Genomic DNA, 26,461 nt, shown 5'->3' with positions numbered 1-26,461 from the left:
TCTGAATGAGTAAGCTAGCAGCGACATTCCGCCTGATGCGGGCCGGATGGATCATGACGCGTGAAGGCGTGATTTCAGCGCTGCCCGCGGACGGCCTGAGCGGTCTTCCCGCCTTTGGCCATCGCGTCGCCGGCCTTCTGGCGCGCCGCCGCGCCATGACCGCGCGTCGTTCGGAGCGCATGTCACGGGCCATCAACAAGCTTGGACCATCTTACGTAAAGCTCGGGCAATTTCTGGCCACGCGTCCCGATGTGGTCGGCACGGAAGTTGCAGACGATCTGGCGCTGCTGCAGGACCAACTGGATTTCTTTCCGATGGAAGCCTCAGTCAAGGCCATCGAAGGTTCACTCGGCCGGAGGCTCGACGATCTTTATGTAAGCTTTGACGCACCAATAGCGGCGGCATCGATTGCGCAGGTTCACCCTGCATATGTCAATGTTGCTGGCGCGGTTGAGAAGGTGGCGGTCAAGGTGGTACGACCGGGCGTGCGGCAGCGCTTCAACAACGATCTTGAGAGCTTTTTCCTGGTCGCGCAGTGGCAGGAACGCTACGTGCCAGCGACGCGCCGCCTGCGGCCCATCGAAGTCACCCGCACGCTCGCCCAGACCACGCGCATAGAGATGGACCTGCGTCTCGAAGCAGCGGCGCTTTCGGAGATCGGCGAGAACACCAAGGATGATCCTGGCTTTCGCGTGCCGAAGGTTGACTGGGAGCGGACAGGCCGGGATGTGCTGACGCTCGAATGGATCGACGGCATCAAGATGTCCGACATCGAAGGGCTGCGGGCGGCCGGTCATAATCTGATTGGCCTCGCCGAAACGCTGATCCAGTCCTTCCTGCGCCACACGCTGCGCGACGGCTTCTTTCATGCCGACATGCATCCGGGAAATCTTTTCGTCGATGACGAAGGCCATATCGTCGCCGTGGATTTCGGCATCACCGGCCGGCTCGGCAAGAAGGAACGGCGGTTTCTCGCCGAAATTCTCTATGGCTTCATCACTCGCGATTATGCCCGCGTCGCCGAAGTTCATTTCGAGGCCGGCTACGTCCCGCATCACCATGACGTGGCGAGCTTCGCGCAGGCGATCCGCGCCATTGGCGAGCCGATCCACGGCCAGCCGGCCGAGACGATCTCCATGGCGAAGCTCTTGACCTTGCTCTTCGAGGTTACAGAACTCTTCGACATGGAAACCCGTCCAGAACTCGTCATGTTGCAGAAAACAATGGTGGTGGTGGAGGGCGTATCGCGCACGCTCGACCCGCATTTCAACATGTGGAAGGCGTCGGAGCCGGTTGTCGGAGGCTGGATCAGACAGAATCTCGGGCCGCAAGGCATCCTTATCGATGCGCGGGATGGCGCCCACGCGATCCTGCACCTTGCCCGGCAGGCGCCGGATCTGGTGGCGCGTGCCGATCGCCTTTCGCGCGAACTCGATACGATGGCGGCAAATGGCCTTCGCTTTGACGAGCAGACCGCCAAGGCAATCGGCAAGGCCGAGGCGCGTCACACGCGGTCTGGGAGAATCGCGCTTTGGGTGATTGCACTGTGTTTTGTTTTGATCACCTACAAGCTCTTTGCTTGAGCTTTTACGGCGTTTTGTGCTAGCAATGATTGCATATTATATCCCTGCGATCCATTGAGTGCAATCAAATGGCCAGTATCACCATTCGCAATCTGGATGATTCCATCAAGGAAAGATTGCGGGTGCGCGCCGCAGCCCATGGCCGTTCCATGGAAGAGGAGGCGCGGATTATCCTCGGCGATCTGGTGGAGTACGCTCCCACGCCAGTGGCTGCGAAGACGCCGATCCAGCGTGGTTCGCTTTCGGAAAGGCGAATCCTGCTCATCATCGGCGGCGGCATTGCCGCTTATAAATGCCTTGATCTGATCCGTCGGCTTCGCGAACGCGGTGCAGGTGTCCGGCCGGTACTGACCAAGGCGGCGGAGGAATTCGTCACCCCGCTTGCTGTCGGTGCGCTTGCCGCCGACAAGGTTTTCACCGAGCTTTTTTCGCGCGAGGACGAACACGACGTCGGCCATATCCGCCTGTCGCGTGAGGCGGATCTTATTGTGGTCGCGCCTGCAACCGCGGATCTCATGGCGAAGATGGCCAATGGTCTGGCAAATGATCTGGCCTCGGCTGTGCTGATGGCGACCGACAAACGCGTGCTGATTGCGCCGGCGATGAACCCGAAGATGTGGGACCATCCGGCAACCAGGCGCAACCGTGCAACGCTCGCAAAAGACGGCATCCAATTTGTCGGTCCCGGAACAGGAGAAATGGCGGAAAGCGGCGAGAGCGGCGCTGGACGCATGGCCGAACCGCTGGAAATCGTTGCGGCAATCGAGAAATCGCTGGACAGGAGGCCGAGGCCTCTCGCCGGCAAGACGATTATCATGACCTCGGGCCCTACCCATGAACCCATCGATCCCGTTCGCTATATCGCCAACCGGTCTTCGGGCAAGCAGGGCCACGCAATAGCAGCGGCGCTTGCGCGGCTTGGAGCCACCGTGCGTCTGGTCTCCGGTCCCGTCGCCATTCCGGATCCGGAAGGCGTCAGCGTCGTTCATGTCGAATCGGCGCGGGAAATGCGGGATGCGGTTGAGCAGTTTTTGCCTGCCGACGCAGCGGTCATGGTTGCGGCAGTTGCCGATTGGCGGACGGCCAACGAGGCTGGCGAAAAGATCAAGAAGAAGCCGGGTGAAACCGCGCCGGCGCTGCAGATGGTCGAGAACCCCGACATTCTTGCCGGCATTGGTCATAGCAAGTTGCGACCGCGCCTCGTCGTCGGATTTGCCGCTGAAACGCAGGATTTGCTGACCAATGCGCGCGTGAAGCTTGACAAGAAGGGCGCGGACTGGATCGTCGCCAATGATGTCAGCCACGAAACCGGCGTCATGGGCGGCGACCGCAATGCAGTGCGCATTGTCACCCGCACGGGCGTCGAAGAATGGCCCGACATGAGCAAGGATGAAGTCGCCGAACGGCTGGCCGCAAGGATCGCAGCAGCGTTGCAAACGGTGGAAGTCTAGACAGACGAAAGTAAATTCCCATGGCCATCGAAGTTCCCATCCTCGAAACCGATCGTATCATCCTGCGCGCGCACCGCAGCGAGGATTTCGACGCAGTGCATGCCATGTGGCAGCATCCGGCGATCTACGAACAGATCACGGGCAAGCCATCGACCCGCGAGCAATCCTGGGCGCGGCTTCTGCGCTATGGCGGGCTGTGGAACATGATCGGCTTTGGCTTCTGGGCCATGGAAGACAAGGCGAGCGGGGAATTCGTCGGTGAGATGGGTTATGCCGATTTCAGGCGCGAGATTACCCCCGGTTTCGGCGACGCACCGGAAATGGGCTGGGTTCTCGCGCCCCACACACACGGCAAGGGCTATGCGAGCGAAGCGCTGTCACGCGTCGTGGCGTGGGGCGACACGTTCTTCAAGCAGGAGCGCGCGGTGTGCATCATTTCACCGAAAAATACTGCCTCTCAGCGGCTCGCGGCGAAGAATGGATTTGTGAAGGTTCTGGAGACGACCTATACCGAAGAGCCGGTCATCCTTCTGGAGCGCAAGTTCCAGTTTGTGAATGGAGCAGAAGCCGGCGGGTTGCCGGCTCCTGCGGCCAGGTAAGTCGAAGCTAACGCAATTTATCCTTGATGACCTGGCTGTATTGGTCGCGAACGCGCTGGAAGTTGCTCCAGAAGCCGGCGGGCGCTTTGCCCTCAAGGTGGTCGATCAGGACACCGAGATGTGCGTGCCATCCGCTTGCGACGCTGACCATCGAATCGGTGCTGGCGAGGCGCGTATGCGTAAGTTTCAGAAGCGTATTGCTGCCACTTGCCGAAAGTTCGAACGTCACTTCAGAATCCTGGCCACCGTCGGGCCAGGTGATGACGAGCAGATGCGGCGGCTCATAGCGCAGCACCTTGCTCTCAAAGCCCGAGCCTTCATATTTCTGAAATTCTGCAGGGGTCTTTTCGTCCGACAAATGCGAATGTTGGAAGGTCAGCTTGACTGGCCCACCGACAAAGTCGGCCATGGGCCCGCTCGCCAGCCATTTGGCGCGCTTGTCGGATTCGGTGAGATAGGCCCAAACTCGCTCCACCGGGCCGGGTAGAAGGCGTTCGAGGCGAAGCGTTCGCGGTGCGGTGACAACGCCGAGACGATCATTTCCAATATGCTGGTCCATTTCGTTCTCCTTTGATTTCAAGGTTTTGCCGGTTTGGTCGGCGTTGGTCCAGTTGCTCCCGCCGATGTGCGATCTTCGTCGCGAAGCAGCTTTTCGAGATCGTCGAGGCGCGTCGTCCAGAACCGCTCGTAATGCCGCAGCCATTCCTGCGCTTCGGCGAGCCGCGCCGCCTGAAGCTCGCATATATGGGTGCGGCCCCGGACATTGCGGCGCACGAGCCCGGCCGATTCCAACACGCGGATATGTTTCGACGCTCCGGCCAGCGACATGTTGAATGGCGTGGCGAGTTCACTGACCGTGTGTTCGCCATTTGAAAGCCGGTGCAGCATTGCCCGCCGTGTTGGATCGGAAAGAGCGTGGAATACTGCGTCGAGATGGGGTGTCTGAAATTCAACCATACGGTTTAATATCAGTGGAGAAAATAATAGTCAACCAGTTAGTTTAATAATATTGGTGCTTCGTTAAAGAACGAGGAATCCTTGTCCAAGCGGATCGTCCGCCTCGACAAGGAATTCGGCCTTGCCGCTGTAATAGGCGTGGCCGGAGACGCGAGCGGTGATGGCATCAAAATTGCCCGCCTTTGTCTGCGAGGCGACAAACCCGGCAAAGCGCGATCCGACGATGCTTTCGAAGATGCGTGCATTGCCCTCGCGGATTTGACCCTTGGCGTGCATGGCGGCAAGCCGGGCCGTCACGCCAGAACCCGTGGGCGAACGATCGAGCTGCGCATCGGCAAAGATGCAGACATTCTTCGTCGGCGCCTCATTCCACGTGTCGTTGCCGTCGGTGAGGATCGAGCCATAAAGAAAAGCAAGGTCCTTGTGATCGGGATGATCGAGCGGGACGGCTTCTTTGACAGCTTCGGTCAAGGCGGTCGCCGCATCGATGAACCTGCGTGCCGGGTCGCGTCCGAATTCGAGGCCGAACTGGGTCGCATCGGCAAGCGCGTAAAACGCGCCGCCATAGGCGACGTCGAATTTTACGGGTCCGAAGGCTGGCAGGTCCACCTCCTGGTCGGCGGCAAAAAGGAAGGCGGGAACGCTTTCGAAGGAAACCCCGCCGGACTTGCCGTCGTTTACTTCTACGGAAGCAACCACCATGCCGCAGGGGCATTCGATATGGACGGTCGTCACCGGTTCGACCTTGGGCACCAGGCCGTAATCGACAGCATAGCGGCCGAGCGCGATGATCGCGTGGCCGCACATGGTTGAATAGCCCTCATTGTGCATGAACAGGACCGCAAGGTCCGCCCCCGGCAGGTTTGGTTCCACGAGAACAGCGCCATACATGTCGAAGTGACCGCGCGGTTCGAAAATAAGGATCTTGCGCAAATTGTCGTAGCTGTCGCGGACCTGGGCGCGCTTTTCTAGAATTGTGCTCTTCGGCAAGGCGGGATAGCCCGACGTCACGATCCGCAAGGGTTCGCCGCCGGTGTGCATGTCGATGACTTTGAGGAGGTCCGCCATCAGGCAATCCCCAGCAGCGCTGGCAATTTTCGCATATCGTCAAACAGAATGCCGCCGGCCGCTGCCAGCCCCTCATGGTCGGCATGCTCGTCGCCGCAATAGGAGAATACCCGCATGCCCGCCGCCGTGCCGGCGGTGGTCCCCGCGACACTGTCTTCGATCACGACCGCGCGGCCGGGTTCGACACCCATTTCGCTCGCGGCATGCAGGAAGAGATCGGGGAAAGGTTTGCCGCGCGCCACCATGGAGGCGCTGTAGAGGACGTCTGCGAAATGCGCGATCAGCCCGCTCTTACCGAGCGTGAGGTGCATCTTTTCGACATTGGCGGATGAGGCGACACAGTAGGAAAGGTCGGCCTTCTTGACGGCGGTTATCACGGTTTCAATATGCGGGATCGCTTCGACGCCCGCTTCGAAGATGATCGGCATGGCTCTATACCAGCGATCGACAAAATCATCGCCGAGAAGATGGCCTTCGGCTTCAACCCTGTCCTTGACTGCGCGCATTGGCATGCCGCACAGGTTCTTGCGCGCTTCCTCGAAAGTAATGCCATAGCCGCAAGCGTTAAGCATTTTAACGAGGTGTCGGTTTGCAAGCGTTTCTGTATCGACCAGAACCCCGTCACAGTCGAAAATCACCAGATCGGGGCGCGTCATTCAGTTGTCCTTGTCCATGCCTTGAGAGAAGAGCCCCTGCAGGTCGCCAAATGGCACCCCCGCTTGCGAGAAACCGAATGTGCCCTTGTCGAGAACTTCGCGCACGGCATCCCGGATCGCGGTGAAGGCGGCAGTCGTCAGGCGCGGTCCGAGCGATATGCGCCGCACGCCGATGAATGCGAGTTCGCTGACCGACAAGGGTGCCGGGGCAAGCACGCTCACCGGCTTCGAGACGGATTTGCAAATTGTTTCTATGCTTTCACGGTCGGAAATACCGGGCGCGAAGAGCACGTCGGCTCCGGCCGCTTCGAATGCCTGCAGCCGCCTGATCGTATCGTCGAGATCGTTGCGCCCGTGCAGGAAGTTTTCGGCCCGCGCGGTGAAGACGAAATCACCCTTCAGGGCGCGCGCGGCTTCCGCGGCGGCGGCCACACGTTCGACCGCATGGGAAAACTCGTAGATCGGCTGTGCCGGATCGCCGGAAAAATCTTCGAGCGAGCAACCGGCGAGCCCTGCGGCTTCCGCCGCAAATATGGTTTCTCCAGCGCTGTCGGCACTGTCGCCCTTGCCCTTTTCAAGGTCGCCGGAAATGGGCAGGTCAGTTGCCGCCACGAGATCGCGGCAATGCTGCATCATCACATCGAAGGTGATCCCCCCATCGGGGAGGCCGCGCGAGAAGGCGAACCCGGCGCTGCTGGTCGCCAGCGCCTTGAATCCCATGGAGGCAAGGAATTTAGCGGTTCCCGGATCCCATGGATTGGGCATGATGAAGGTCTCGGGACTTTCATGCAGCTGACGGAAAACCAAACCCTTGTCCATACCGGCCTCCAATTGGACGCTGAGAGTCTCGTCCTGTTATAACGTTCCCGTTGATCCGAAGCCGCCGGCACCCCGTGCCGTCTCGCTGGCATGTTGCCGCTCTTCGATCGCAAGCTGCACCACCGGCGCCACGACGACCTGCGCAATGCGCATGCCGCGCTCCACATAGAAGTCGTCTTCGCCGAGGTTGATCAGGATTACTTTTACCTCACCACGATAGTCGGAATCAATCGTCCCCGGGGTGTTGAGGCAGGTAATTCCATGCTTGAGGGCAAGGCCCGATCGCGGGCGCACCTGCGCCTCGAAGCCCTGCGGCACCTCGAAGATCAGCCCGGTCGGCACCAGGGCCCTCCGCCCCGGCAAGAGCAGGAGCGGACGATCGGCCGGAACCGCTGCGCGCAGATCCATTCCGGCAGATCCCGAGGTTTCATAGGCGGGCAGGTCTATATCCTGACCGTGCGGCAGCCTGACCAGGCCGAGAGCAGGATTTCTTGGGCGAACGGAATCGTTTTCTTGGGACATGAGAGACCTTTTTCACCAGTGGGCGGCACGCGTCAACTCACAAGATTTGCAGCATCCATCCTTTGCACACAATCCCCTTCTACCGAGCTACTCCAATCGAGGCGATTCACAATGGCGCAATTGCAGGCTATTGTGAGCCGACTTGCTCTTAACCAGGTGATTCATGTGTCGTTGGGCAGCCTATCTTGGACCGCAGCTCTATCTTGAAGATGTCATTGCTTCTCCCTGCCATTCCCTGATCGCACAGAGCCATGATGCGCACGAAGCCAAGACCCGCACCAATGGCGACGGTTTCGGTGTTGCCTGGTATGGCGAACGCGACGAGCCAGGCCTCTACCGCGACATCCTTCCAGCCTGGTCGGACCAGAACCTGAAAAGCCTGTCGCGGCAGATCCGCTCGCACCTTTTCCTCGCCCACGTGCGTGCCTCGACCGGCGGGGCGACGAGCCGCGCCAATTGCCATCCCTTCGTGTCGGGTCGATGGAGCTTCATGCACAATGGCCAGATCGGCCATTTCGATAAGCTTCGGCGCGGGTTGGAGGCGCGTCTCGACGATGGCCTCTATGCGCAAAAGCTGGGTTCCACGGATTCGGAACTGATCTTCCTGCTCATGCTGCAACACGGTCTCGACAATGACGCCCCGACGGCCCTGACGGGCACGGTCAATGCCATCACTGCCGAAGCCGAGCGGGTGGGCGTGCCTGCCTTTATTCGACTGACGGCAGCCTTTTCCGACGGCCGGCAGCTTTACGCCGTGCGCTATGCCACGGACCGCTTCGCTCCTTCGCTCTATACTGCAAGCCTTGCGCCGAGCGCCGGGCTCTGCGTTGTCTCCGAGCCGCTCGACGGTGAGGCCGGCAACTGGATGCCGGTGCCACCCAACAGTTTCGTGACTGTGCGAAACACGAAACGCATCGCCATCGAGCCCTTCATGGCCGAAGAAGCGGCAGCCAGGCGTGTCGAGGTCGTGTAGCGCTGCGAAGGCTGAAGGCAGAGTAGGCAAGCATTACGATCGGGGTAGATTCAGGAGCGCGCTGTCTACGCGGCCTGCAACGATAATATCTGCTCGATTTCGTCCCTCTTTGCACGAGCCTCAATCTTCAGGTCATAGCCCGTCTGCAAATTCATCCAGAATTCCGGCGCGGTGCTGAAAAACTTTCCCAAACGCAACGCGGTGTCCGGCGTTATCGACGTCTGTTCCGCCACGAGACGCTCTATGCGTGTCCGGGGCACATGGAGTGCCTTGGCCAATGCACCGGCGCTCATATCAAGCGGGACGAGATACTCCTCGCGCAGGATTTCGCCCGGATGAATAGGGGGCAACATGTCACCCGGACGCGGCGAGGAGTGCTTGATTGTCATGGTCCTGGTCTCCGCGTTAACTAGTGATAGTCGATGATCTCCACGTCAATGGCGCCAGCGCGAGTCCATCGGAAGCATATACGCCATTGGTCATTGATGCGGATCGAATGCTGGCCGGACCTCGCACTTTCCAAGGCTTCCAGCCGGTTCGCCGGCGGCGACCGGAGGTCGTCCAATGACGTGCAAACTCAATCATGGTCAGTTTCCGATGAGCGCGCTGCACAATGTCCGGTGGAAAGCCTTTTGGATTTTTCCCTGATGCAATAGCCTCGGTTTGCTTGCCCTTGAATGAACATATCATCACCGCTTCAAATAGATGTATCATATCGTGATACAAGCAGCGGTCAAGGTCCAAGTATCACGCCGTGATACAATATTGCTATGACCCTTCACCAAATCCAAGTGTCGACGTGGAAGGCGTTGGCTGATAGAAGGCGCGCAATCCTTTCAATACAAAGTTCGAGCCTTCCTCATGTCTTCTGCCGACCATCCTGTCACCAAGCGCCGTACCTTCGCGATTATTGCGCACCCTGACGCCGGTAAAACCACCCTAACCGAAAAGCTGTTGCTTTTCGGCGGGGCGATCCAGCTTGCCGGCGAGGTCAAGGCCAAAAAGGATCGCATGCAGACGCGCTCCGACTGGATGAATATCGAACGCGACCGCGGCATTTCCGTCGTTACCTCGGTGATGACCTTCGAGTACAAGGATTGCATCTTCAACCTCCTGGATACGCCAGGCCACGAGGATTTCGCCGACGACACCTACCGCACGCTGACCGCCGTCGACAGCGCCGTCATGGTCATCGATGCCGCCAAGGGTATCGAGTCGCGGACCTTGAAGCTCTTCGAGGTCTGCCGCATGCGCGACATCCCGATCGTGACTTTCATCAACAAGATGGACCGCGAGAGCCGCGATCCGTACGAAATTCTCGATGAGATCGAGCAGAAGCTTGCGCTCGACACGGCGCCGATCACTTGGCCGATCGGGCGCGGCAAGAGCTTTGCCGGCACCTATAATCTCAAGGACAATACGGTGCGCCGCCGCGACGAGGAAGAAGTGCCGACGCCGGTCAACGGCCCCGAAGCGGATGCGGCCTCGGGGCTCTTGCCCGAAAACGAGCGCCGGGACTGGATCGACGAGGTGACGCTGGCTCGCGACGCCTGCAATCCCTTCGATCTCCAGGCTTTTCGCGAAGGCCATCTGACCCCGGTCTATTTCGGTTCGGCGCTGCGCAATTACGGCGTACGCGATTTGATCGAAGCCTTCTGCGATTTCGGTCCAAGCCCGCGCGACCAGGACGCCGACACGCGCAAGGTCGCGGCCGAAGAAGAGAAGATGACCGGCTTCGTCTTCAAGATTCAGGCAAATATGGACCCGAACCATCGCGACCGCATCGCGTTCCTGCGCGTGTGTTCGGGCAAGCTTTCCCGGGGCATGAAGGCGAAGCTCGTGCGCACCGGCAAGCCGATGAGCTTGTCTGCGCCGCAATTCTTCTTTGCGCGCAGCCGCCAGATCGCCGACGAGGCCTGGGCCGGCGACGTCGTTGGCATTCCCAATCACGGCACGCTGCGTATCGGTGATACCCTCACGGAAGGCGAGGATCTTCTCTTCCGTGGCGTGCCGAACTTTGCGCCGGAGATCCTGCGCCGGGTGCGGCTCGACGATGCGATGAAGGCCAAGAAATTGCGCGAAGCTTTGCAGCAGATGGCGGAAGAAGGCGTCGTGCAGCTGTTCCTGCCCGATGACGGCTCGCCGGCCATCGTCGGTGTGGTCGGGGCGTTGCAGATCGATGTCCTTACTGAGCGACTGAAGGTGGAATACACCTTGCCTGTCGGATTCGAGCCGGCACGCTTTACCGTTGCGCGTTGGATATCGGCCGACGATCCGGCCGAGTTGCAGCGCTTCATCAATGCGCACCGCGCCGATATCGCCCATGATCTGGATAATGATCCCGTGTTCCTCGCCCAAAACAGCTTTTCGCTGTCCTATGAGGCGGAACGCTGGAAGGCGATCCGCTTCACGGCGATCAAGGATTATCAGGTGCGCGAGAAGGCGGCCTGACCGGTCGCCAAGGCTCTAGCCGCGCAGTTCCCGCCGCAAAATCTTGCCGACATTGCTCTTCGGCAAATCGTCGCGAAATTCGACGGAGCGCGGGCGCTTGTAGTTGGTCAGCCGCTCGGCGCAGAAGGCGCGCACGGCTTCCTCGGTGAGGGCCGGGTCTTTGCGCACGATGAAGAGTTTTACGCTTTCGCCCGAATGATCGTTGGGAACGCCGATCGCCGCCGCTTCGCGGATACCGGGATGCTCCATCGCAACTTCCTCGATCTCGTTCGGGTAGACATTGAACCCGGAAACCAGGATCATATCCTTCTTGCGGTCGACGATCTTGGTGAAGCCGCGCTCATCCATGAACCCCATGTCACCTGAGCGGAAGAAACCGTCGGCCGTCATCACCTTTGCGGTTTCGTCAGGCCGGTTCCAATAGCCGGCCATCACCTGCGGGCCGCGAATACAGATCTCGCCGACCTCGTGCAGGGCGAGTTCCTTACCGTCGTCATTGCGGATCGAAATGTCGGTGGAAGGAACGGGGAGGCCGATCGTCCCGGAAAATTCGGTGGCATCGAGCCGGTTGGCCGAGGCGACGGGCGAGGTTTCCGAAAGGCCATAGCCCTCGGTGATCACGCATCCGGTAATCTCCTTCCAGCGATCGGCAACCGGCTTTTGCACAGCCATGCCGCCGCCGAGCGAAAGGATAAGCTCCCTGAAGTCGAGCTTGCGGAAATCCTCATTGTTCATGAGGCCGTTGAAGAGCGTGTTAAGGCCGGGAAAGATGTGCATCTTGTGCTTGCGCAGCTCCTTGACGAAGCCCGGTATGTCACGCGGATTGGGAATGAGAATATTCACCGCGCCATGCTGCATGCCCATCATCGCGTTCACCGTCAGGGCGAATATGTGGTAAAGGGGCAGCGCACAGATGAAGGTGAGATCCTTCGGACGGCCCTTGAGGCGATAGGCAACGTCGCACCAGACGTTCATCTGCGCCACATTGGCGACGATATTGCCATGGGTGAGGATCGCGCCTTTTGAGATGCCGGTCGTGCCGCCGGTATATTGCAGGAAGGCAATATCCGTCGCCTTGAGTTCCACATGCCGCATGCTTTGGGCGCCGCCCTTGGCGAGCGCTGTCTTGAACGGCACATGCCCTGGCAGCGACCAGGCCGGCACCATCTTCTTTATCCGGCGCACGACGAGATTAACGACGTGACCCTTGAGACCCATCATGTCGCCCATGGCGGCGACGACCACGTGCTGGACCGGCGTCCTGGTGATGACTTTCTGCAGCGTTGCCGCGAAATTTTCAAGAATGACGATCGCCTTGGCGCCGCTGTCCTTGAGCTGGTGTTCGAGCTCGCGCGGCGTGTAGAGCGGATTGATATTGACGACCGTATAGCCGGCCCGAAGTATGGCGGCGATGGTGATAGGGTATTGCAGTATGTTGGGCATCATCACCGCGATGCGGTCGCCCTTTTCGAGCCCGCGTGACTGAAACCATGCCCCAAGCGCACGGGAATAATTCTTTAGCTGCGCGTAGGTGATGCTCACGCCCATGCAGTTGAAAGCAGGCCTGTCGGCATAGTCGCTGAATACGCGGGTGAAAAGATCGGCGATGGATTCGTACGGCGAGGTCACTTCGGCCGGAACGCCGTCCGGATAATTGCTCACCCAGAACTTGGGTGTCGGCTGGGCCGAGGCGTGGGCGACTGGCTGCGCAGCCTCCTTTGCCCTTTTCGGCTGCATTGCCGGCTTGGCGTTAACAGGTTTTGGCGCGGCTATCGTGGCCGCCTTCTTTGTGGCCGTGCCAGGCTTGGCAGCAGCCTTCGGCTTTGTCGTATTGGCGGCAGCTTTCGTCCTCGCCGCCGGTTTGCCCGCGGCCTTGGCCACACCATCGGCACTCGCCTTCGCGGCGGTTCCGGACGTCCTTTTTACGGACGCCGGAGCAGTCTTCGCTGCTTCACGGTCCGTGGACGGCGCGGATTTGCTCCTGCGTGTTGTCTCTTTGGCCACACTAAACCTCCCTGCTTGCTTCCCAAACCCGAACGCAATCTCCCCACCGCGTTCGATGCTACCCAACTCTGCTATCTATTGCGAGAGGCGCCGCGCTGGCAAGTATTTACATTAACGTAAACGTAAAAACTGGATGTCCGGCATTCTTACCCAAGTCTGGCGATTCATCGATTTGGTGACATCCGGGCACAAAGTTGCCAAGGTTCGTCTCGACAAAGCAGTGGCAACCTGAAATCACCGGATCGAATCGGATCAACTGTGGAAACCATTACCGTCATCCTGTTGATGCTCCTTGCCGTTGTGGTCAGCGACTCCATCGTGCGCGCGCTGCCCCTGCCAGTGCCGCTGCCGCTGGTCCAGATTGGGCTCGGTGCGCTCATCGCCTCGGTGACGACCATCCGCGTGGAACTCGATCCGGATATCTTCTTTCTCCTGTTTCTGCCGCCGCTGCTCTTCCTCGATGGCTGGCGCATCCCGAAGGAGGGGCTCTTTCGCGACAAGGGCATTATCCTCGAAATGGCGCTCGGCCTTGTTGTCTTCACGGTGGTGGGCCTCGGCTATCTCATTAACTGGATGATTCCCTCGATCCCGCTTCCCGTCGCCTTTGCGCTCGCGGCGATCGTATCGCCCACGGACCCGATCGCCGTATCGGGCATTGCCGCGCGGGTGCCGATACCCTCGCGCATGATGCATATTCTCGAGGGCGAATCGCTGTTGAACGATGCGTCCGGGCTCGTCTGCATGCGCTTTGCCGTCGCGGCTATGCTGACGGGTGCTTTCTCGATTTCGGACGCATTCTTCACCTTCCTTTGGCTGGCGATCGGCGGCATAGCCATTGGCGTCGGCGTCACGTTGGGCGTAACGAGGGGCAAGGCATTTCTCGCCCGCCATCTTGGTGAAGAAAGCGGCTCGCAGATCCTGATCAGCCTGCTCATTCCATTCGGTGCCTATCTTCTCGCCGAGCATGTCCATGCCTCGGGCATCCTCGCCGCCGTCGCCGCCGGCATCACGATGAGCTATGCCGAGATCACCGGTCAGGCGCTGGCTGTCACGCGCGTGCGCCGCACGGCAGTCTGGGATACGGTGCAGTTCGCCGCCAATGGCGCAATCTTCGTCCTGCTCGGCGAACAGCTTCCCGGCATCTTCTCTGGAGCGGTCGAAAATATCGCGGCGGGTCGCTCGTCGCCCTGGTGGCTGGTCGTGTATATCGTCGTCATCACGCTCGCGCTCGGTGCGCTGCGTTTTGCCTGGGTCTGGGCGTCATGGAGTATTACCCTGTCGCGAACGGCAGGAACGCGCGAGCAGATTCTCGTGCGGCCGAGCTGGAGACTTGTCGCCACGATGTCGGTTGCCGGCGTTCGCGGCGCCATAACGCTTGCCGGCATACTGACTTTGCCGCTTTTCCTCTATGATGGCAGCCTGTTTCCGGCGCGTGATCTCGTTATTTTTCTTGCGGCCGGCGTCATCATCCTCTCGCTAGTTGTTGCCAGCATCGCCCTTCCACGCCTGCTGAACAATATCGAGGTTCCTGTCGAGGCCTCGCATCGCAAGGAGGAAGATTACGCCCGTATCGCCGCCGCAGAAGCGGCCATCATGGCGGTCGAGCGCGCGCAGCACGATCTCGCCGCTGGCCGCCCGGATGCCGATCTCTACGCGGATGTGGCGGCGCAGATCATGGAACTCTACCGCAAGCGCATTGACGGCCGCATGCGTCTCGGTGAAGAGCGTGAGCAGACCGCGCAGACCGACGAAGTCGAGAAAGTGCTGTTCACGACGGCGCTGAAAGCGGAGCGCCAGGAGATCTATCGGCTGGTGCGCGCCCGGCGGCTAGAGACTGCCGTCGCAACGAAGATGGTGCGCGATATCGATCTGCTCGAGGCGCGGTACGGGTAGACGATTCACTGCAAATCCTCGATCACCAGCGCCGCGCCCTTGGCGCCAACCATCATCGCGGCGGCGTTGGTGTTGCCGCTAATGATGTTCGGAAAGATTGAGCAGTCGATGATCCTGAGGCCATCCACGCCATGCACTTTCAGCCGCGGATCGACGACCGACTGGGCCGGATCCGGCCCCATGCGGCAGGTCGACACCGGATGGTAGACCGTGCCGCTGCGCTTGCGAAAATCGGCGATCAATTCCTCGTCGCTTCGGCAGAGGGGTCCCGGCAATAATTCCTCGACGATCAGCTTCGACATGGTGGGCGTCGCCGCCACCTTGCGCAGGAATTTGACCGCGTCGAGCATTTCGGCAACGTCATGCTCGGTCGAGAAGGCATTCGCCACGATCTGCGGCGCTTGCATCGGATCGACGGAACGGATGTGAATCGAGCCGGTGCTGGTCGGGCGGCAGTTCGACAGGCCAATGGAAAATCCCGGCCAGGGGTCGGGCGTCAGTATAGGACGCTCGCCGTTCTTCGGCACAATCGTCGAAAACGCCTGAAAATAGAGCTGCATATTCGCACGCGTCCGTGACGGATCGGTGCGGAAGAAACCGCCCCCCTGGTTCATGCTGATCGAAAGCGGTCCCGTGCGCAGCAAGAGATACTCGATACCGGCAATCGCCTTGCCCCACCATGGCCTCAGCACCTGATTGAGCGACGGAACATTGGCGCGATAGGTATAATTTATGCCGAGATGGTCCTGCAGGTTTTCGCCGACATTCGGGTTTGCGTAAACGACGTCGATGCCAAGTTGCGAAAGCCGCGCCGGATCGCCGATGCCGGAAATTTCGAGCAGCTGCGGCGTATTCACCGAGCCGCCGGAAAGAATGACTTCGCGGCCCGCCTTCACCGTTTCGCTGCGCCCATTCCGCGTAAATGCCACGCCCACGGCCCGCTTGCCCTCGAAGAGGATGCGGGTCACCATGGCGCCGGTCAGTACCGTCACATTGGGCCGTTTCATCGCCGGACGCAAAAAAGCCCGCGCCGCCGACATGCGCCGGCCACCCTTCGTCGTCAGCTGAAAGGCGCCGACGCCCTCCTGGCTCGCGCCGTTGAAATCGGGATTGTGGGCGAGGCCTGCCTCCTGCGCCGCGATAATCAGCTTGTTGGCAAGCGGGTGAAACAATTTGGAGCAATCGCTGACATGCAGCGGCCCGCCACGGCCAAGAGTGTCCGACGGGCCGTCATGGTCCTCCAATGCCTTGAAGATCGGCCAGACATCGGCAGCGCCCCAACCCGGATTGCCGCGGTCGCGCCAATCGTCGAAATCCTCGCGGGCGCCCCGGACATAAACCATGGCATTGATCGAACTCGATCCGCCCAGCACCTTGCCGCGCGGCCAGTAGTCGGCATTGCCGGCAAGGCCGGGGTCCGGTTCGGCGCGGTACATCCAGTTGACGGATTGGTCATAGAAGGTCTTGCCGTAGCCGAGCGGCATGGCGATGAAGAATCGCCGATCGGAGCCGCCCGCCTCAAGCACGAGCACGGAGTAGCGCCCATTCTCCGAGAGGCGATTGGCAACGACTGAGCCGGCAGAACCGGAACCGACGATGATGAAGTCAAAGGAGCGCATAGATGCCTTGCCCGAATGCGAATATGTCCGGGAAAGATACCCGCCTTCGATCCCCTAAACCCAAACGGCTTTCCGTCACGGCCTATGGAAAATGCGACAGGAAGAAGGATCCGCGCATTTCTTGCCTTCTCTACCCGCCGCTCACCGCCGCATTGAAGTTCTCGAAGAACTGCGTCGCGAGCTTTTTCGAAGTCGATGCGATCAGGCGGCTGCCGAGCTGGGCAATCTTGCCGCCGACATCGGCATTGACGACGTAGGCGAGCACGGTCTCCGCGCCCTCGTCGATAAGCGTTACGTCGGCTCCGCCCTTGGCAAAACCCGCAATCCCGCCGGTGCCTTCGCCGGAGATCGTATAGGACTGGGGCGGATTGAGATTGGAAAGCTCGACCTTGCCTTTGAAGCGTGCCTTGACCGGTCCTATCTTGACGCCGACAACTGCTGCAAGCTCGGTATCTGAGATTCTCTCCAGACTTTCACAGCCCGGGATGCACGCTTTCAAAATCTCCGGATCGTTCAGCGCTTTCCATACGGTATCGCGCGGTGCAACGATCCTTTCCTCTCCAGTCAAATCCATGATTGGCTCCTCCCGAAGCGGAGGCTAGATGGTTTTGCGGTGAAAATGAAGCGGCGCGTGCCGCAGTTTTCCCGCAATTGGCAAGGCATGTTCGCCGCAGCGAAGAAAGCATGAGATTCTCCCTTCGGTGAATTGAATTCAAACCGTTTGAGTGGCAGTTTGCCCACGCCCGAAGCATTGTTGCAGGAGACGAAAATGGCGTCAGAACAAGCGAACGAAGTAAAACGTTCGGTCAAGGCTCTCAAGGATCACTGGAAAAACGGCGCCCCGCGCAACATGCGCAGCGCCTTCGCCGAGGATCCGAAGCGCTTTTCCCGCTATTCCCTCGAACTCGATGATCTCCTGCTCGATTGGTCGAAGTGCCTCGTCAATGACAATACCATGGCTCTGCTTGCTGACGTCGCCAAGGCGGCGAAGGTCGAGGAGCGTCGCGACGCGATGTTTGCCGGCAAACCAATAAACAATACCGAGGGCCGCGCGGTACTGCATGTCGCCCTGCGCAACCGGTCCGGCAAGCCGATCAAGGTCGACGGTGAAGACGTCATGCCCGGCGTCAAGGACGTGCTTGAGCGCATGGGCGCGTTTGCCGATGGCTTGCGTTCGGGTGCGATCAAGGGTTCGAAGGGCAAGCCGATCACCGATATCGTCAATATCGGCATAGGCGGGTCCGATCTCGGCCCCGCCATGGCGACGCTTGCGCTATCGCCCTATCATGACGGCCCCCGCGCCCATTTCGTCTCCAACGTCGATGGCGCCCATATTGCCGATACGCTCGCCAAACTCGACCCCGCAACGACCCTGATCATTGTTGCGTCGAAAACCTTCACGACCATCGAAACCATGACCAACGCCAAGGCGGCACGCAAATGGATCGCCGATGCGCTTGGCGAAGAGGCTGTCGGACAGCATTTTGCGGCCGTATCGACAGCGCTCGACAAGGTCGACGCTTTCGGCATTCCGGCCGACCGCATCTTCGGTTTCTGGGATTGGGTCGGCGGCCGCTATTCGATATGGTCGGCAATCGGCCTGCCGCTGATGATCGCGATAGGACCGGAGAATTTCGGCCGTTTCCTTGATGGCGCCCACGCCATGGACGAGCATTTCCGCAAGACGCCGTTGAAGAAAAACCTGCCGATTATGCTCGGCATTGTCGGCTACTGGCATCGCGCGATATCGGGCTATACGAGCCGCGCGGTCATTCCCTACGATCAACGCCTCGCCCGGCTCCCGGCCTATTTGCAGCAGCTCGACATGGAATCGAACGGCAAGGGTGTGACGATCGACGGCAAGCCGGTTGCCGGTCCGACCGGCCCTGTGGTGTGGGGCGAGCCCGGCACGAATGGACAGCATGCCTTCTTCCAGCTTCTGCACCAGGGAACCGATACGATTCCGGTGGAATTTATCGTTGCGGCCACGGGGCACGAGCCCAATCTCGACAACCAGCATGAGATGTTGATGGCGAACTGCCTTGCCCAGTCGGAAGCGCTGATGAAGGGACGCACGTTGGAGGAGGCGGCAACGCAGCTTGCCGCCAAGAACCTATCGAAATCCGAGGTTAAGCGGCTTGCGCCGCACCGAGTTTTTACCGGCAACCGGCCTTCGATCACCATCATTCACGACAAGCTCGATCCCTATACGCTTGGCCGGCTGATCGCGCTCTACGAGCACCGGGTTTTTGTAGAGGCGCAGATTTTCGGGATCAACGCCTTCGATCAATGGGGCGTTGAGCTTGGCAAGGAACTGGCGACGGAGCTGCTGCCCGTGGTCTCCGGAGCGGAAACGGCAAAGGACAAGGACGCTTCGACGCAAGGTCTTGTCGCCCACCTGCGCAAGCGGCGTGGCAAATAGGCCTAAGGTTCCAACAATTATACCAAGCATACTCGGGAGAGAGCGATGAAGACCGAAACGATCACGCTGGCCGGCGATGTGCCGGGCAACAGCATTGAACTGCGCGTCCTGCGCTTTGAGGGCAAGGACGACAAGGCCGTCACTGCCTATCTGCAATCATCATTGCACGGCTCCGAGCTTCCCGGTCAGGCTGCCTTGCATTTTCTCATTCCGATGCTGGAGAAGGCTGAGCGCGAGGGCCGCCTTGCCGGCAATATCACGGTCGTCCCCCAAGCCAATCCGATTGCCTCGGCACAATGGCTGGCGCACGAGCATCTTGGCCGCTTCGACTATTTCTCGAGCGTGAATTTCAACCGGTCCTTTCCCTTGCTTGAAGGCTTCGACACGTCGGGTCTTCCAGGCGTGGACGCGCCAAAATCTCTGGCTGAAAGGCTGAAAGCCCAGCTTCTGCGCCTAGCCCTGCCGCATGAAATCGTCCTCGATCTCCATTGCGATGACGAAAGCGAAAGCTATGTCTATATCCATCAGGCATTCCTGCCTGAAATGTACGATCTGGCGTCGGCGCTCGGATCGACCGCCATCCTTTCCTGGAGCAGCACCGCAGATGCCGCATTCGAGGAGGCCTGCGCCCATCCTGTGATCCAGCTGTCAAAGGAGGAACGCAATGTGAATCGCCGGGCGGTGACGACCGTCGAGTTTCGCGGCGTTGCCGATGTTGGCGTTGAGACGGGCAGGTCGGATGCCCTTGGTCTCTACCGTTTCCTCGTGCACCGCGGCGTCATTACCGATGCGGCAGTGAAACTCGATATCGATTTCAAAGGGCCAGTGACCCCGCTCGAAAATGTCGAAATGATCCGCGCCCCGCAGGGCGGCATGATCCTCTTCCACGTCGAGATCGGCGCAGAGGTTAAAGAGGGCGACAAGCTCGTGACGGTTGTCACCGTTCCGGGCGATGCAGGCGGGGACATCGTCCTGACCGCGCCGCAGGCCGGGCGGATTCTGACGCGGCGCAGCCACCGCTATACCCGCCGTGGCGACGACCTGCTGAAACTCCTCGGCTCGAAGCGCTCGGAGACGGCGCGTCCAGGCTCGCTGGAGGCATGATGGCAACCACCCGCTCGGCGCAGATTCGTGGAATTCTGTTCGACAAGGACGGAACGCTTGTCGATTTTAACCGCACCTGGTTCGGCATCACCATGGAGATTGCCCGCGAGGCGGCTGCAGGCGATGAAGCAAAGGCGCGGGCGCTCGTCGAGGCGGGCGGGTACGATTGGGAGATGGAAAAGTTCCGCGGCGGCTCTGTTGTCGCTGCCGGAACGATTCACGATATCGTCGACCTTTGGCATCCCGAACTGACACTTGAGGAAAAGCGCGAACGCATTCGCGCCTACGACGATTATGCGGTGAGCGAAGGCTCCCGCCGCGCTGTCGGCATTGACGGCTTGCGCGAAACTCTGGAAGCGCTGGTGGCGCAAGGCTACGTGCTCGGCATCGCCACCAATGATTCCGAGGCCGGCGCACGCGCAACGGCCGAGGCACTCGGGCTGACTGCCCTGTTTAACCTTATAATCGGTTACGATTCTGTCGCTCGCGCCAAACCCCATGCCGACCAGCTGCATCTCTTCGCCGAGCGTACCGGTATCGCACCCGCCGCCATCGCCATGGTTGGCGACAATGCGCATGATCTCGAGATGGCGCATGCCGCAGGCGCGGGCCTCGCCATTGGCGTTCTCTCGGGCAACAGCACGCTTGACGATCTCGGTCCGTTGAGCGACGCCATTCTCGGTTCCATCGCCGAACTGCCGGCGTTTCTTGCGCATCGGGCTGAAGCCGATCGGGCCTGAGAAGGCCCAGCGCGTCAGCGCCGATCCTGCTACAATGATGACAATGATTTGGGTGCTGTGAGCCGATCGCAGTGCTATGAATTCGCCATTGCCATTATTCGCCAGCGAGGGCCGCATGGACAGTCAGGATTTTGCCGTTGGTATAGAAGATGTAAAGGCCGCGGCCGGGCGGCTTGAGGGACAGTTGGCATCGACGCGACTTGTCGAATCGGAAGCGCTCAATGCCAAATACAAGGCGCGCATCCTGTTTAAGCCGGAATGTCTGCAGCGGACCGGTTCGTTCAAGTTTCGCGGCGCCTATAACCGCATAAGCCAGTTTAACGAAGCCGAGCGCGAACGGGGCATCATCGCCTATTCGTCGGGCAATCACGCGCAGGGCGTTGCGAGCTCCGCAAAACTATTTGGCATCAACGCAGTAATCATCATGCCGAGCGATGCGCCACAGACCAAGATCGCCAATACGCGCTCCTATGGCGCTGAAGTCATCCTCTACGACCGTTACAACCAGAACCGCGACGATGTAGCGACGCCCTTCATCGAGGACCGTGGGATGATACTCGTGCCGCCCTACGACGACCCCTCGATCATGGCGGGGCAGGGCACCATAGGGCTCGAACTCGTGGCCGAGGCAAAGGAGCGCGGCTTTGAAATCGATGACCTCTTCGTGCCGACCGGAGGCGGTGGTCTGATCAGCGGCATCTCGGTCGCGGTCAAGGCCGGTTCGCCGAGGACGCGGATCTGGGGCGCGGAACCGGAGCATTTCGATGATTTGCGCCGCTCGCTTATTGCTGGAGAGCGCGTCACCAACGCGGCTGGTCACTGTTCGATCTGCGACGCCATCCTGACGCCGCAGCCGGGCGAACTCACCTTCCCGATCAACAAGCACAATCTAGCCGGTGCCATCGCAGTGTCAGACAGCACGGTGCGCGGAGCCATGCGCGACGCGGCCAATCACCTGAAACTGATCGTCGAACCGGGCGGCTGTGCGGCCTTCGCGGCGCTCGCCAGCGGCGAGGTGGATATCGAAGGCAAAACCGTCGTCGTCGTCCTTTCGGGCGGAAATGTCGATCTCGACATCTATGGCGGGATGATCGCAGCGGCTTGAGGCAAAAGACCGCTGCGGTTGTTACTTGGTCGTCACAAGAGGGCGGTAGGCTTGGGTTTCGTCCCCCCAGCCAGATAGCCAGAGGTGAGCCATGATCGACCAATCCCAACCGTTTCGCACCAGCCTGCTCGAAGAAAACGACGGACCGGGCCATAACCCGACCGACAACCCGACGATGGGCGAGATCATAGCATCACGTTTTTCGCGCCGCGGTTTCCTGAAAGGCTCGCTCGCGGTTTCGGCCATCGCGGCGACCGTCAGCCCGATGGCCCTCATGCTTGCTGACGATGCCCGCGCCGAGGAAAAATCGGCTTTCGTCTTTGAGGAAGTTGAGGCTGGCATCGACCAGGAACACCACGTGGCTTCCGGTTACGATGCGGATGTGCTGCTGCGCTGGGGCGACGCCCTCTTCCCCGATTCGCCGGAGTTCGACCCGAAGAACCAGAGTCCCGAAGCCCAAGCGAAGCAGTTCGGCTACAATAACGACTATGTCGGGTTTATCCCGATCGACGGTTCTTCCGAGCACGGCCTGCTTGTGGTCAACCACGAATATACGAACGAGCATTTGATGTTCCCCGGCATCGTCAAGGTTGTCGAGGGCAAGATCGAAGTCGCGCCGGCCGACCAGAAACGCGTCGATATCGAAATGGCGGCCCATGGCGGCACCATTGTCGAAATCAAGAAAGTCGACGGCAAGTGGCAGGTGGTGAAGGATGGCAAGCTGAACCGCCGCATCACGGCCAATACCGAAATGCAGCTTACCGGACCCGTCGCCGGCCATGACCGCGTCAAGACCAACGCCGATCCCTCCGGTACCAAGGTCTTTGGCACGATGAACAACTGCGCCGGCGGCGTCACCCCTTGGGGCACCTATGTGATGTCGGAGGAGAATTTCAACGGCTACTTCAGCGGTGAACTGCCGAAGGACAGCAAGGAAGCTGCCAACTACAAGCGGCTCGGCATTCCCGAAACCGCCTATGAGTGGGGCAAGTTCCACGATCGCTTCGATATTGCCAAGGAGCCGAACGAGGCCAACCGCTTCGGCTGGGTCGTCGAGGTGGATGTCAATGACCCGGCTTCGGTACCGAAGAAGCGCACGACGATGGGCCGTTTCAAACATGAGGGCGCTGAATCGATCGTCGCTGAGGGCGGTCAGGTCGTCTTTTATCTCGGCGATGATTCCCGCTTCGACTATGTCTACAAATTCGTCACGTCCGGCAAATTCAATCCGGACGATCGTGCCGCCAATATGGACCTTCTCAACGACGGCACGCTCTATGTCGCAAAGTTCGATGCGGAGGGCGGCGTCGAATGGCTGCCCATCGTCCATGGCTCGGGTCCGCTCAACGCGGAGAACGGTTTTGCCTCGCAGGCCGACGTGCTCATCGAGACCCGCCGCGCCGGCGATCTGCTCGGGGCGACCAAGATGGATCGACCCGAAGATATCCAGCCGAATGGTGTCAACGGCAAGGTGTATGTGATGCTGACCAACAACACCAAGCGCAAGGACGACCAGATCGACGCCGCCAATCCACGCGCCAAGAACGCCTTTGGCCACATCATTGAAATCACCGAGGACGGCGGCGATTTTGCCGCCACCAAGGGCAAGTGGGAAATCCTGTTGAAATGCGGCGATCCATCCGTGGCCGATGTCGGCGCGTCGTTCTCGACCGATACGACCAAGAATGGCTGGTTCGGCATGCCTGATAATTGCGCCGTCGATGCTGACGGCCGGCTCTGGGTCGCGACGGATGGCAACTCGCCGAAGGAAACCGGCCGCACCGACGGTATCTGGGCGGTTGATATCGCTGGCCCGGCCCGCACCACATCGAAACTCTTCTTCCGCGTGCCCGTCGGCGCGGAAATGTGCGGCCCGCTGATGCTGCCGGACATGGCGACGATGATGGTAGCGGTGCAGCATCCTGGCGATGGCGGCGAGGACTGGGAAGGCTTCGGCCGTCCCTCCTACTATGAGGACCTGTCGACGCGCTGGCCGGATTTCAGGGATGACATGCCGGTCCGCCCCTCCGTCGTTGCCATCACCAAAAAGGGCGGGGGCAAGATCGGCGTTTGAGACTGGCTGGTCCGCGACTGACAGCGGGCGTATGGTGTGCACACGGCACTGGCGAAACGCCTGCGATCAAGACAGTTGATGGTCAGTCCCGCCGCACCTATGCGGCGGGACTGTATTTGTCATTTACCAGCAAGGGTTGGGGCAAATGTCCCTTCGATCGGCGAACCGTCGGTTGCGGCTGTCGCTGGGCCTGGCGCCGGCTTGTCCCGCCCGAGATTTTGCAGTTCGATATCGGTAATAGCCACCTTCCCCCATTCTTTGGGGAAGGCGAGCTTCAATTCCTTCAGGTTGGTCGTGTCGATGCTGTCGAAGGCTTTCAGTGGAATGGCGACCATACTGAGCACATTGACGAAAGTATCCCCAATCAGTGGCGTGTCAGCCGGATGGTCGACCATGGGGCGCCCATCGCCTTTCGGACGCGGAAAGTTGTAGAGCGCATCGGTGAACTCGCTTGCGGTAACAGTCGCGGATTTGCCCCTACCGTCGGTAAGTGTGACCAGTACCTCCTGACGTACTGGCTGAGCAACCGCTATTCGGAACGTTAGCGAATCGAAGCCCTCCGCCGAAATGCCGGCGAGGTCGTTTGTTATCGTCGGTCCCTCTTTGGTCCAGGCCAGTTCGACATGATCGGCCAGCGACTTGATATCGCCGAAACCGTCGAGGAGTGGCATCTCCCACTTTGCAGTGTCGCCACCTCTCGGCATACCGTAACGCTGCATCGTATCGAAGCTGCCAAAGGTGACGGCCCCGCCAAGCTTGTTCTGTGTCATGCTGGCTGTGTCATCGAAACGTTGGATCAGCTTGCTGCGGGCTGCATCCGTCTGCACGGTCAACACGACCCGCTCGTCACAGCTTGCCTTGCCAAATGGGCACGCCGGTTTGGGTAGCTGAGCAAGACCGTTCCAATAGGAGGCGAATTTCTGCTCGCCGCCGACGTGGTAGCGCATGAACGAATTGATGATGAAAAGACCGCCGCGACGCTGTTCTTCGGCATTGAGGTAAGATCGCGTGAACTTGCAGGTATTCTGGATATTATCCCGTGCAGACCATACCGTGTTGTAGAAGTTGTGATTGGCACCCCGGTGTAGGATCTGGTAGCGCGGCGTCGTATCATCTAACGGTCCAAAGCGATTGTGGTCGAATGCCCTTGCCCCCTGAAGGTTGGACACGTCGCCATCTCAAGACGGCAGAAGACTGGCGAGTGGAACGTGGTCGAGGCCGGTCACGCCGGCAAAGTCGGTAGGGGCCAGCATGAATGCTCCCTTGAAGTCGTAGGACGACGCTTCGCTGCCCTGGGCATTGAAGATGTTGTATTTCGTGACAGCCGCAGCGAACTTCGCATCATCTATTGTGGCAGGTTTGCCCGTGGCGGCTGGTATGATGGCGGCGGCGAGATCTGGGTAGGCAGCGGCGTAGCTGTTGGGCTTCGCCAGCAACGCGCTTTTTAAGTCGGCGTCCTTCACGCCGCGGCGAGTCTTGTTAAAGACGATGGTGTTGGCAACGGCCTGACCGCCACGCGAATGCCCCATGATGCCGACGCGGGTAAAATCGAGCTTGCCCTTGAGCGGATCGAGCTTGCCGATGTTGCCACCGAGATCGATTTGCCCAAATCCGTCGATCTGGCGCATGCGATCAAGCGTGCCGAGTATGAGCTGCGCCCGTGATTGGCTCGACCTGTCGTTAGGATTGATGGCGTTGGCATCAATCGAAAGCACCACATAGCCGTGCTCGGCCAGATCCTTTGCCAAATAGTCATAGCCCTGGTAGCTCGGATCTGCATTATTATGGTTGCCGTGCTCGAAGATGACGACCGGATATTTGTCTGGCGCGGCGACGGCAGGATCGATTGTCTTTTCCGGGTAGCGCACCCAGCCCTTGATCGGCGTAATGATAGTGATGGGTGAGGTAAACGCGACTGAATCGTCGCTCATCTGTGCTACCAGATTGCCGAGATCGTAGGCATACGCGGTCGATGACTTGAACCCTGCACCGCCGTTCTCGTCGGGTGCAATCTCGGTGAAGCGGGTGACTGCCTTGGCGATTGGGGCCGTCTCGCCGCCTGATGTCTGCGGGGCGATCGCTGTCGCCTCCCCGCCCGATGCCTGCGGGGGCGTATTGTCGGTGCCGGGCACCGCCGCAACTGTGCCGGTGACCGGTTCCTGTGGCAGGTTCGAGGCTTGGAGAGCCGGCGTCTCGAATGTCGTTGCTTGGGGTTGTTGCGGTTTGTCATCGCCCCCGTCGCAGCCTGCTAAAGCGGCAAGCAGCACGCCGAACAGGCACGCGCGAGGTGCATGAAGTTTTATTCGCTGGATCATTGAGAACTCCTGATGGCAATCTCTGCAATCGCCGATTGAAAAAGCTAAAACATCAATGTTTCCCGTGCGTGGCTGCGCAAAATTCTGCAGCCGGCTCACGAGCCTA

The 26,461-nt window shown here is 59.9% G+C and carries 23 protein-coding genes and 1 pseudogene; 11 read left to right on the top strand and 13 right to left on the bottom strand.

Translation table 11 applies throughout. The features are described 5' to 3' along the window. Nucleotides 1–5: 5 nt before the first annotated feature. The 3 genes from ubiB to BLR72_RS07615 all read left to right on the top strand — a co-directional run bounded on the left by ubiB (nucleotide 6) and on the right by BLR72_RS07615 (nucleotide 3,633). On the top strand, nucleotides 6–1,583 hold the full coding sequence (gene ubiB / locus BLR72_RS07625; protein WP_091947009.1) for a 2-polyprenylphenol 6-hydroxylase: 1,578 nt from the start codon (nucleotides 6–8) through the stop codon (nucleotides 1,581–1,583). Nucleotides 1,584–1,651: 68 nt separating this feature from the next. Further along, nucleotides 1,652–3,034, top strand: a complete 1,383-nt coding sequence (gene coaBC, locus BLR72_RS07620; protein WP_091947006.1) for a bifunctional phosphopantothenoylcysteine decarboxylase/phosphopantothenate--cysteine ligase CoaBC — start codon at nucleotides 1,652–1,654, stop codon at nucleotides 3,032–3,034. A 20-nt stretch (nucleotides 3,035–3,054) separates the two neighbouring features. Beyond that, nucleotides 3,055–3,633: a GNAT family N-acetyltransferase gene (locus tag BLR72_RS07615; RefSeq protein WP_091947003.1), complete on the top strand. Its 579-nt coding sequence runs from the start codon at nucleotides 3,055–3,057 to the stop codon at nucleotides 3,631–3,633. A gap of 7 nt (nucleotides 3,634–3,640) precedes the next feature. On the opposite strand, the gene BLR72_RS07610 is transcribed toward BLR72_RS07615, so the two are convergent. The 6 genes from BLR72_RS07610 to dut all read right to left on the bottom strand — a co-directional run bounded on the left by BLR72_RS07610 (nucleotide 3,641) and on the right by dut (nucleotide 7,655). Next, on the bottom strand, nucleotides 3,641–4,192 hold the full coding sequence (locus BLR72_RS07610) for an SRPBCC family protein (protein WP_091947000.1): 552 nt from the start codon (nucleotides 4,190–4,192) through the stop codon (nucleotides 3,641–3,643). A 17-nt stretch (nucleotides 4,193–4,209) separates the two neighbouring features. Continuing rightward, nucleotides 4,210–4,590 carry an ArsR/SmtB family transcription factor gene (locus BLR72_RS07605; RefSeq protein WP_091946997.1) on the bottom strand — a complete coding sequence of 127 codons (381 nt, stop codon included), beginning with the start codon at nucleotides 4,588–4,590 and terminating at the stop codon, nucleotides 4,210–4,212. Between the two features lie 63 nt (nucleotides 4,591–4,653). Beyond that, entirely contained in the window at nucleotides 4,654–5,658 is a 1,005-nt protein-coding gene (locus BLR72_RS07600) for a proline racemase family protein (RefSeq protein WP_091946994.1), read from the bottom strand. Further along, entirely contained in the window at nucleotides 5,658–6,314 is a 657-nt protein-coding gene (locus BLR72_RS07595; RefSeq protein WP_091920381.1) for an HAD family hydrolase, read from the bottom strand. The genes BLR72_RS07600 and BLR72_RS07595 overlap by 1 nt, the downstream gene beginning before the upstream one ends. Then, nucleotides 6,315–7,133 (bottom strand): isocitrate lyase/PEP mutase family protein, encoded by an 819-nt coding sequence (locus BLR72_RS07590; protein WP_091946990.1) that lies wholly within the window; start codon nucleotides 7,131–7,133, stop codon nucleotides 6,315–6,317. A gap of 36 nt (nucleotides 7,134–7,169) precedes the next feature. Beyond that, nucleotides 7,170–7,655: a dUTP diphosphatase gene (dut, locus tag BLR72_RS07585; protein ID WP_091946987.1), complete on the bottom strand. Its 486-nt coding sequence runs from the start codon at nucleotides 7,653–7,655 to the stop codon at nucleotides 7,170–7,172. A gap of 163 nt (nucleotides 7,656–7,818) precedes the next feature. On the opposite strand from dut, the gene BLR72_RS07580 reads away from it, so the two are divergent. Then, a complete protein-coding gene (locus tag BLR72_RS07580; RefSeq protein ID WP_091946984.1) occupies nucleotides 7,819–8,628 on the top strand; it encodes a class II glutamine amidotransferase in 810 nt (269 codons plus the stop codon). Nucleotides 8,629–8,693: 65 nt separating this feature from the next. Here the strand turns inward: BLR72_RS07580 and BLR72_RS07575 are convergent, their stop codons facing one another. After that, nucleotides 8,694–9,017 (bottom strand): HigA family addiction module antitoxin, encoded by a 324-nt coding sequence (locus BLR72_RS07575; RefSeq protein ID WP_244506656.1) that lies wholly within the window; start codon nucleotides 9,015–9,017, stop codon nucleotides 8,694–8,696. Between the two features lie 20 nt (nucleotides 9,018–9,037). Next, nucleotides 9,038–9,318 (bottom strand): annotated as a pseudogene (locus BLR72_RS22690) (type II toxin-antitoxin system RelE/ParE family toxin). A gap of 171 nt (nucleotides 9,319–9,489) precedes the next feature. Here BLR72_RS22690 and BLR72_RS07565 point away from each other — a divergent pair. Continuing rightward, nucleotides 9,490–11,079 carry a peptide chain release factor 3 gene (locus BLR72_RS07565; RefSeq protein ID WP_027230676.1) on the top strand — a complete coding sequence of 530 codons (1,590 nt, stop codon included), beginning with the start codon at nucleotides 9,490–9,492 and terminating at the stop codon, nucleotides 11,077–11,079. A 15-nt stretch (nucleotides 11,080–11,094) separates the two neighbouring features. Here BLR72_RS07565 and BLR72_RS07560 read toward each other — a convergent pair whose 3' ends face one another. Next, on the bottom strand, nucleotides 11,095–12,816 hold the full coding sequence (locus BLR72_RS07560; RefSeq protein WP_091948547.1) for a long-chain-fatty-acid--CoA ligase: 1,722 nt from the start codon (nucleotides 12,814–12,816) through the stop codon (nucleotides 11,095–11,097). A gap of 525 nt (nucleotides 12,817–13,341) precedes the next feature. Here BLR72_RS07560 and BLR72_RS07555 point away from each other — a divergent pair. Next, nucleotides 13,342–14,976, top strand: coding sequence for a Na+/H+ antiporter (locus tag BLR72_RS07555; RefSeq protein WP_091946981.1), 1,635 nt, complete (start codon nucleotides 13,342–13,344; stop codon nucleotides 14,974–14,976). Between the two features lie 5 nt (nucleotides 14,977–14,981). On the opposite strand, the gene BLR72_RS07550 is transcribed toward BLR72_RS07555, so the two are convergent. Then, on the bottom strand, nucleotides 14,982–16,595 hold the full coding sequence (locus BLR72_RS07550; RefSeq protein ID WP_091946978.1) for a GMC family oxidoreductase: 1,614 nt from the start codon (nucleotides 16,593–16,595) through the stop codon (nucleotides 14,982–14,984). Between the two features lie 130 nt (nucleotides 16,596–16,725). Further along, nucleotides 16,726–17,169, bottom strand: a complete 444-nt coding sequence (locus BLR72_RS07545) for a CoxG family protein (protein ID WP_091946975.1) — start codon at nucleotides 17,167–17,169, stop codon at nucleotides 16,726–16,728. A gap of 195 nt (nucleotides 17,170–17,364) precedes the next feature. On the opposite strand from BLR72_RS07545, the gene pgi reads away from it, so the two are divergent. From pgi to BLR72_RS07520, 5 genes are all read left to right on the top strand, one after another. Beyond that, nucleotides 17,365–19,017 carry a glucose-6-phosphate isomerase gene (gene pgi / locus BLR72_RS07540; RefSeq protein ID WP_091946972.1) on the top strand — a complete coding sequence of 551 codons (1,653 nt, stop codon included), beginning with the start codon at nucleotides 17,365–17,367 and terminating at the stop codon, nucleotides 19,015–19,017. Between the two features lie 45 nt (nucleotides 19,018–19,062). Beyond that, nucleotides 19,063–20,121: a M14 family metallopeptidase gene (locus tag BLR72_RS07535; protein ID WP_091946969.1), complete on the top strand. Its 1,059-nt coding sequence runs from the start codon at nucleotides 19,063–19,065 to the stop codon at nucleotides 20,119–20,121. Further along, nucleotides 20,121–20,861 (top strand): HAD family hydrolase, encoded by a 741-nt coding sequence (locus BLR72_RS07530; protein ID WP_091946966.1) that lies wholly within the window; start codon nucleotides 20,121–20,123, stop codon nucleotides 20,859–20,861. The genes BLR72_RS07535 and BLR72_RS07530 overlap by 1 nt, the downstream gene beginning before the upstream one ends. A gap of 115 nt (nucleotides 20,862–20,976) precedes the next feature. Continuing rightward, entirely contained in the window at nucleotides 20,977–21,966 is a 990-nt protein-coding gene (locus BLR72_RS07525) for a threonine ammonia-lyase (RefSeq protein ID WP_091946963.1), read from the top strand. Nucleotides 21,967–22,057: 91 nt separating this feature from the next. Next, nucleotides 22,058–24,040 carry a PhoX family protein gene (locus BLR72_RS07520; protein WP_091946961.1) on the top strand — a complete coding sequence of 661 codons (1,983 nt, stop codon included), beginning with the start codon at nucleotides 22,058–22,060 and terminating at the stop codon, nucleotides 24,038–24,040. A 119-nt stretch (nucleotides 24,041–24,159) separates the two neighbouring features. On the opposite strand, the gene BLR72_RS07515 is transcribed toward BLR72_RS07520, so the two are convergent. After that, nucleotides 24,160–25,209, bottom strand: coding sequence for a hypothetical protein (locus BLR72_RS07515; RefSeq protein WP_091946958.1), 1,050 nt, complete (start codon nucleotides 25,207–25,209; stop codon nucleotides 24,160–24,162). A gap of 9 nt (nucleotides 25,210–25,218) precedes the next feature. After that, nucleotides 25,219–26,355, bottom strand: a complete 1,137-nt coding sequence (locus tag BLR72_RS07510) for an alpha/beta hydrolase (protein ID WP_091946956.1) — start codon at nucleotides 26,353–26,355, stop codon at nucleotides 25,219–25,221. Between the last annotated feature and the right edge of the window lie 106 nt (nucleotides 26,356–26,461).

The sequence above is a fragment of the Phyllobacterium sp. YR620 genome (genome assembly GCF_900104165.1).
GTDB lineage: Bacteria > Pseudomonadota > Alphaproteobacteria > Rhizobiales > Rhizobiaceae > Phyllobacterium > Phyllobacterium pellucidum.
Note: the sequence above shows the minus strand (reverse complement) of the source record. Positions and strands in the feature narration are given on the sequence as shown.